Annotated in this window: 9 protein-coding genes; 3 read left to right on the top strand and 6 right to left on the bottom strand. The window is 70.8% G+C overall.

Translation table 11 applies throughout. The features are described 5' to 3' along the window. Positions 1–27: 27 nt before the first annotated feature. Entirely contained in the window at positions 28–351 is a 324-nt protein-coding gene (locus tag GGR88_RS14380; protein ID WP_167956360.1) for a type II toxin-antitoxin system VapC family toxin, read from the bottom strand. Then, the gene (locus GGR88_RS14375) at positions 344–598 is read right to left on the bottom strand and encodes an AbrB/MazE/SpoVT family DNA-binding domain-containing protein (protein ID WP_342449821.1); all 255 of its coding nucleotides are present in this window, start codon (positions 596–598) and stop codon (positions 344–346) included. Before GGR88_RS14375 ends, GGR88_RS14380 begins: the two co-directional genes overlap by 8 nt. Positions 599–874: 276 nt before the next feature. Here GGR88_RS14375 and GGR88_RS14370 point away from each other — a divergent pair, with 276 nt between their 5' ends. Then, the gene (locus tag GGR88_RS14370) at positions 875–1,519 is read left to right on the top strand and encodes a recombinase family protein (RefSeq protein WP_096611571.1); all 645 of its coding nucleotides are present in this window, start codon (positions 875–877) and stop codon (positions 1,517–1,519) included. A 225-nt stretch (positions 1,520–1,744) separates the two neighbouring features. On the opposite strand, the gene GGR88_RS14365 is transcribed toward GGR88_RS14370, so the two are convergent. Beyond that, positions 1,745–2,617 (bottom strand): LysR family transcriptional regulator, encoded by an 873-nt coding sequence (locus GGR88_RS14365; protein ID WP_096611569.1) that lies wholly within the window; start codon positions 2,615–2,617, stop codon positions 1,745–1,747. A 250-nt stretch (positions 2,618–2,867) separates the two neighbouring features. On the opposite strand from GGR88_RS14365, the gene GGR88_RS14360 reads away from it, so the two are divergent. Both GGR88_RS14360 and GGR88_RS14355 read left to right on the top strand, forming a co-directional pair. Further along, positions 2,868–3,203 (top strand): hypothetical protein, encoded by a 336-nt coding sequence (locus tag GGR88_RS14360; protein WP_096611567.1) that lies wholly within the window; start codon positions 2,868–2,870, stop codon positions 3,201–3,203. Between the two features lie 99 nt (positions 3,204–3,302). Continuing rightward, positions 3,303–3,947: a DUF6969 family protein gene (locus GGR88_RS14355; RefSeq protein WP_096611565.1), complete on the top strand. Its 645-nt coding sequence runs from the start codon at positions 3,303–3,305 to the stop codon at positions 3,945–3,947. A 222-nt stretch (positions 3,948–4,169) separates the two neighbouring features. Here the strand turns inward: GGR88_RS14355 and GGR88_RS14350 are convergent, their stop codons facing one another. The 3 genes from GGR88_RS14350 to GGR88_RS14340 form a co-directional block, all read right to left on the bottom strand. Then, positions 4,170–4,565: a hypothetical protein gene (locus GGR88_RS14350; protein WP_096611563.1), complete on the bottom strand. Its 396-nt coding sequence runs from the start codon at positions 4,563–4,565 to the stop codon at positions 4,170–4,172. 123 nt (positions 4,566–4,688) lie between these two features. Beyond that, positions 4,689–5,540: a GNAT family N-acetyltransferase gene (locus GGR88_RS14345; RefSeq protein ID WP_096611561.1), complete on the bottom strand. Its 852-nt coding sequence runs from the start codon at positions 5,538–5,540 to the stop codon at positions 4,689–4,691. A gap of 99 nt (positions 5,541–5,639) precedes the next feature. Beyond that, complete coding sequence (locus tag GGR88_RS14340; protein ID WP_096611559.1) at positions 5,640–6,995, bottom strand: NAD(P)/FAD-dependent oxidoreductase; 1,356 nt, start codon at positions 6,993–6,995, stop codon at positions 5,640–5,642. Between the last annotated feature and the right edge of the window lie 18 nt (positions 6,996–7,013).

Below are 7,013 nucleotides of genomic sequence, written 5' to 3'. Positions count from 1 at the left end.
GCGCGAACGGCGCGCCCGTCATACCCGTCACGCTGCTCGACAAAGGGGTCCCTTTTGCACGCCGATAGGGGGTCCTTTTTGGACGCCGATTGACATCGTTGCCGGCCGAAGGTCGCCGATGGTCATGGCCTGAGAGGGCGACAACGGCCGGACGTCCAGGTGCAAGCCGCCGAGCGCCTCCTGCACCTCGTCCAGCGTAAGACCACGTTCGCGCAGCTTCGACACGACCTCGGCGAGGTTGGTCGTGCCCAGCACGGAGCGCGTCAGCACGTCGATCACCTTATCGGCGCCCGGCTCGTCATTAAGAAGGCAGAGCAGCGCGGACGCGTCGAGGACGACCTTGCTACTCACGCTCGGCCTCGCGGCGCCGGTCCGCAATCAGCTCGTCGGCCAGGCTCTCCCCTTCGGGTATGTGCTTGCGGAGGATGGCGCGGGCACGTTCGATGGCCCGCTTCACTGACCGTACCCGAAGCTCGCCGTTGTCAACATCGACCAGCACAGTGTCGCCCGTGCCGATGCCGAGCTGACGGCGCATCAATGCCGGGATCACCAGCTTGCCACCATCCACGATCTTGACCCGCTGTGCTTCCACCTGCACCGATCCTGCTCATGTGACCTGACTAGCAAACTATGTACCACGATCAGCAGTCGACTGTCACTATCGACCGACCATGGACGGCCATATCGTGCATTGACAAGCAAAACTGCACCAGAGCCGTTCATCTCGACTGCAAGCGGCTACGCAGAGCCGGCTAGCTTGGCTAGGCGCGACAGACCCGGTCCTTGCGTATCGGAGCCGGCATTGGCAGAGGTGGCGCTTACGGGTGTACCCATGCACGCCGGGCAGGAGCGATGACAGGTGGCAGGTAACGAGGTGCGGGCGGCGCGGGTTTACCTGCGGGTGAGCACGGACGAGCAGGACCTGACGCGGCAGGAGAGCATCGTGGCGGGTGCCCGGGCGGCCGGCTTCTATATCGCGGCCGTGTACCGGGAGAAGGCGTCCGGCGCGCGGCCGGACCGGCCGGAGTTGCTGCGCATGGTTGCCGACCTGCAGCCGGGCGAGGTGATCGTGGCCGAGAAAATCGATCGGATTAGCCGCCTACCGTTGCCGGAGGCCGAGCTGCTGGTTGAGACCATTCGGGGCAGGGGGGCGCGGCTGGCGGTGCCGGGGATCGTCGACCTGTCCGACCTAGTGGCGGACAGCGCGGGCGTGGCGCGCATCGTGCTTGAGGCGGTGCAGGACATGCTGCTGCGGGTCGCGCTGCAGACCGCGCGCGACGACTACGAGACTCGGCGCGAGCGGCAGCGCGAGGGGATCGAGATCGCCAAGCGAGCGGGGCGGTACACCGGCCGCAAGCCCGACCTCGCCCACCACCGCCGCATAGTAGCGCTTCGCGAGGCTGGCATGAGCATCGCCAAGACGGCAGAACTTGCTCGTTGCAGCATCGCTCACGTTAAGCGCGTAACAGCGGCGCATCGCTCGCGGACCGGCCAAGTCGGGTCGGAGGCTTCGAAGTAGAGGCGGAGCCCGCATAAAGTGGTGCTTCTCTGACCATGGCGTTGGAGTGTCGACTGGCAGCCGGCGATCGCCGACCTTTTGGGGACCGGTTAGAGCAATGCCGATTGCTCGGTAGAAGGATCCAATCGCCAAATATCAGCATGAGGAGCGAGCACGGTTGACGATGTGGCACCAGTGTCTTTCCAACGTCACAAGGAAGTCGTTGACCGCAGATAGTCCTGAACTTCACTCCCAACCACGCGCACGGATCGCGCGGATCAGCGCGTCGGCCGCAACCGGGCGCTTACGCCCTGCAACTGTCGCGAGCACGACGCGCCGGGCGAGCTCCAGGTTGGAGATCTCGACGAAGCTAAGTCCCTCGGGCAGCTTCTCGTCGCGGGTGAGGATGGCGCAGCCCAGGCCGGCGACTACCATGCGCGCGACATCCGCGCCGCTACCGGCGGAGTGACGGAAGTCCGGTTCGATCTCGACGCGCGAGCAGTGCTCGCGGAACTCGGCGATGATGTCGGCGTCGCCCTCAATCCAGGTCACGTCGGCGAGGTCTGACAGGGCCGCGCCCTCCATGGTCGCGAGCGGATGGTCTGCCGGGGCGACGACGGCGTAGATCTGGCGGAACAGCTCCACCACGTCCAGGCGCTCATGCGGGTTTCGCGGCTCGGCCAGGATCAGGATGTCGAGGTCGCCCCGCAGCAGGTCCTGCATCAGGTGCTCGCCGTCGCCGGTCGAGATCTTGAGCTGGAAGCCGGGCAGGCTCTCACCGACCTCTGCAATCGACTGGTCGAAATGCGTGCCGCGGAGCGTCGTGGCGATGCCGAGGCTGAGCGGGGCGACCGTCGCCTTGCCGACGCCCTTGGCCAGCGTCTTCGCCGCCTGGGCGGCGTCGTAGGCGCGCTCGAGGTGCGGAAGCATGAGGCGGCCGAGGTCGGTCAGGTGCGTGAGGGCGCGCTCGCGCCGGAACAGCAGGCCGCCGAACTCCTCCTCCAGCTTCTGAATGGCGCGGGTCAGCGACGGCTGGGTGACGTTCGACTCCTCGGCCGCGCGCGTGAAGTTCAGCGTGCGCGCGACGGCCAGGAAGTAGCGGACCTGATGCATCTCCATGACGAATTCCCTCGTGCCTTGCACAAACGATATGGATTAGACTTACCCGGCGGCTAGCATGAAATTGCGATCGCTTAGGCGCCGCGCTGTCTGCGGGTTCGCCAACTCATGTTCGACGCGCATGGAACCGATGCGGCAACGGCATTTCCGCCGCGTCCGGGTGGCGGGCACAAGAACCCGTGTCGAGGCGGGACCGGTTTACCGGACCAAGTCGGCGACACCAACCGACCCACCCCCGGAGACCCTTCCCATGAAGTCCACCCTCAACCTCGCCGCCATGCTCGCCGTCGCGGGCGGCCTCGCCGTCGCATCCGCCCCGGCCGGCGCGCAGACCCGCAACCCGTGTTCCCCCGCTGCGGCCGCGGCCAACCCGTGCTCGGCGCGGGCGAACCCCTGCTCCGCCAAGGCGAACCCCTGCTCGGCGAAGGCCAACCCCTGCTCGGCCAAGGCCAACCCCTGCTCGGCCAAGGCCAACCCCTGCTCGGCCAAGGCCAAGCCGAACCCCTGCTCCGCGAGCGCCAATCCCTGCAGCGCCCGCGCCAACCCCTGCTCGGCGAACCCCTGCAGCGCCAAGCCCCGGCGCTGACCCGAGCATCGGCGGCGGACGGGCCCGCTCCCTCCCCCGGCACCGTCCGCCGCCGAGACCTCACCAGCGAAGATCCCGGGAGGGATGGAGCCTCTCCGCATGACACCACGCGAACGCCGCGCGGCAGCCCAGGCGCTGGTGGCGGCCACGGTCCGGATCGCCGGCGAGGGCGTGGCCCTCATGACCCGCGTCGCCCCCGAGGGCGGCGCGTTCGTCGTCTGGGACCACTACCCGCCCGACGACGCCGTCGACCCGGACTCGGGTGCCCGCTGGTTCTACCACGCGCACCCGCCCGGCGAGAGGGAGGAGGGCGAGCACGGCCACTTCCATTTGTTTCTGGATCGCACCCTGCTGACGGGCGAGCCGATCGCCGGGCCTGTTGGCGGCGTGTCGACCGGGGCCGACGTGGTCCACGTCGCAGCGATCGCGATCGGCATGGACGGGCTTCCCTTTCGCATCTTCACGGTCAACAGATGGGTCACCGACGAGTGGCTCTACCCGGCCGAGGCGATCGCCCCGCTGCTGCCCCACTTTGACCTGGCCGGCGCGGGCGGGGACGCCCTCGTCAACGGCTGGCTGACCGCCGCGGTCGCCTTCTTCCGACCCGTGATCGTCGATGTCCTGCGTGCTCGGGACCGAACCATCGCCGCATGGCCGCGCGACGGCGATGATTTCGAGGACCGCGCGCGGGAGGTGCTGTCGGCGGCTACCATCGACATCAACGACGCGGCCGCGTTTGGCTGACGCGCATCGCCGATCTCGCGGGCGGAGGAGGCCGGCTTGCGTCGGCATGCCACTAGGCGCGACGCGCCCGGACGCCTCCCACCGTGGCCAGCGTAGCGACCGCGGGGGCGGTCAGCGCGAGCGCTGCGGCCAGCGAGATCAGGGGATCGCCGAGCGTCGCGTTTAGCGCCGCGGCTAGGAGGGCGACCAGCGGTGCGGCGGTGCTCAGGCCCGCGAGCGCCTTCACCGCGCCCAGCCCAGATCAAGGACCGCGTCGCGCTGCTCGGCGGTAAAGCCGCCGGCGAGGAAGGCGGCCGCCTCCCGCCGGACGGCGGCTACCCCGCCGACCCGCGCGGTGACGGCGAAGCGCCTCAGCGCCTCGAGCCGAGGATCGGCCAGGACGTTCGGCCGGGCGGCACCGAAGAGGCGCTTCAGCAGCACGTCGAGCCCGCCGCCGCGACCGCCGAGCGACCATGCGCCGTCCCGTCGGGCGAGCAGCAGCACCTGCCGCTCCAGCTGGTCGAACCGCAACTCGGGCTCCGGCGCGGTCGGGGGAGTCGCGACGTCCTTCGCTTGGACGGTGCGGAGCCGGGCGGCCGGGCCGGTCGCGGGCATCTCCTGAAAGTCTATGAAGGCCATGGTTCGTCTCCGGTCAGGTTCCCGAACGGGGGGCGTGCCATGGGACTACGGCCGCCGCGCGACGGGCGGAAATGGCGAGTTGCTATGGTTTCGATGCGTCCGGCGCGGCCCGCGGCGCCGGGATCAGCCCTCGGGCGCGAACCTTGCGCGGTAGCGGTCGCGGATGCCGGCGGTAGCGACCAGCATGAACACGTCGACGGTGCCGAACTGGTGGTCGATGTATGCGCCGTCGCCAACTGACGCGCCTGCCTGCAGGTAGCCGCGCACGAGCGGGGGTAGCTTCCGCCAGGCGGCGCGCTCGTCCAGTGCGTGCGCGGGGACCCGGCCCATGGGCACGTGGAGCTCGGGGCGAGTCCGCACGCCGATGGCCGACCGGTGGCGGTGATGCAGCAGCGCCAGCTCGGCCGCGATGGCATCCGGGTCGACGCCGGGAAAGGACGCGCAGCCGAACAGGTAGTCGATGCTTGCCGCCTCCAGATAGCTCGCGATGCCGCGCCACAGCAGCATGATCGACGCGCTGGTGCGGTAGGCCGGGGCGACGCACGAGCGGCCGAGCTCCAGCAGGTTCGGCCTGCGTCCGTCGGGTCCGCGCAGGGCCAGCAGCGGGGAGAGGTCGTATTCGCCCTCCGAGTAGAACCCGCCCGCCGCGGTGGCGGCGCCGGCGTCGATGAGCCGGTAGGTCCCGACGATCTCGCCGTCTCCGACGTCGCCGTCGCCGCTGCCGGGACCCGAAGCGTGGTCCACCACGACCAGGTGGTCGCACCTGTCGTCGAACGCGTCCGCGTCGCGCCACGACAGCCGCGCCGCCGCGTCCGGCCTCGCGCTCATCTCCCGGTAGAACACGGCGTAGCGGAGCGCCTGGGCGGCCCGGACCTCGGCGGCCGTGGTCGCGAGCCGCACCTCGAGGTCGCCCGCACGGCATGGCGCGAGTTCGATGCGGGTGGACGGAAGGTCGGCGGTCGACTGGGCCTGCATGGCCCCTCCTGGCTTCGGATCGGCGTGGGCATGACGACTGCTCCGCCCCGCCGGCGGTGTCTGGCACGATATTGCGCGTCGCCGCGCGGCGGTCGCGCTTCAGCCGACCTGACGGAGCGGCGGCAGGGCGGCGTCGGGCGCGGCGCCCGCCCGGTCGGCGGATCCCAGCCCGGTGATGAGGCGCGCGCCGCGCCGGAAGGTGACATAGCTCCACAGCCAGTTCACCCCGACTACGAAGCGGCTCCTGAAGTCGACCAGGAAGTAGATGTGCGCCGTCGACCAGAGCAGCCAAGCGGGCAGGCCGGTGAGCCGGATGCTGCCGAAGTCGGCCACCGCGTGGCTGCGGCCGACCGTGGCGAGGCTGCCCCAGTCGCGGTAGCGGAACGGGCCGGGTGTCGGGCGACCGGCGATCCGCGCCGCGATGACGCGGCCGACATGGCGGCCCTGCTGCTTGGCCGCGGGCGCGATGCCGGGCACCGGGCGGCCGTCGGCGCGTGAGATGGAGGCCGTGTCGCCGACGACGAACACGTCCGGCAGGCCGGGGACGCTGAGGTCGGGTTGGACCAGCACGCGGCCGGCGCGGTCGGCGGGCGCGTCGAGCCAGCGGGCGGCGGGCGAGGCCTGCACGCCCGCCGCCCAGATCGTCGCGGCGGTGGGGAGGAAGGCGCCGTTCACGGTCAGACCGTCGGCGGTGACGTCCGTGACGCGGCCATCCAGCCGCACGTCGACGCCCAGCTCCTCCAGCGACCGCTTCGCGGCGACGCCGAGCGACTCGGGGAAGGTGGCGAGCAGCCGCGGCCCGGCCTCGACCAGGACGATGCGCACGCAGTTCCGGGTGATGTGCCGGAAGTCCATCTCGGCGGCGTGGCGGGTCAGCTCCGCGATCGCGCCGGCCATCTCGACGCCGGTCGGGCCGCCGCCGATGACGGCGAAGGTGATGTGCTCGGCGCGCCGCGGCAGGTCCTCCTGCCGCTCGGTCTCGGCGCGCTCGAGCGCGAGCAGGACGTCGCGGCGGACGCGGGTGGCGTCGTCGATGGTCTTGATGCCGGGCGCGTGCTCCTCCCAGGCGTCGTTGCCGAAGTAGCTATGGCGCGCGCCGGTGGCGACGACGAGGTGGTCGTAGGCGAGCGTCGCGCCGCTGGCGAGGCGGACGCGGCGGGCGGCGGCGTCGACGCCCGTCACCTCGTCGAGCAGCACCTGCGTGCGCTCGTGCCGGGCGACGACGCTGCGGATGGGCGCGGCGATGTCGGCGGGCGACAGCCCGGCGGTCGCGACCTGGTAGAGGAGCGGCTGGAACAGGTGGTGGTTCTGCCGGTCGACGATGGTGACGCGCGCGCCGGAGCCGCGCAGCGCCCGGGCGGCGGCCAGCCCGCCGAAGCCGGCACCGACGATCACGACGTGCGGTTCGGCGCGGCTCAAGTTGCGGCGCGGATCGAGGGTGTCGATGGTGCTCATGCGTCCTGCTCTCGGGCT

This window comes from Sphingomonas jejuensis (assembly GCF_011927695.1).
In the GTDB taxonomy this organism is placed as follows: domain Bacteria; phylum Pseudomonadota; class Alphaproteobacteria; order Sphingomonadales; family Sphingomonadaceae; genus Sphingomonas_K; species Sphingomonas_K jejuensis.
This window is presented reverse-complemented; position numbering and strand designations above follow the sequence as displayed.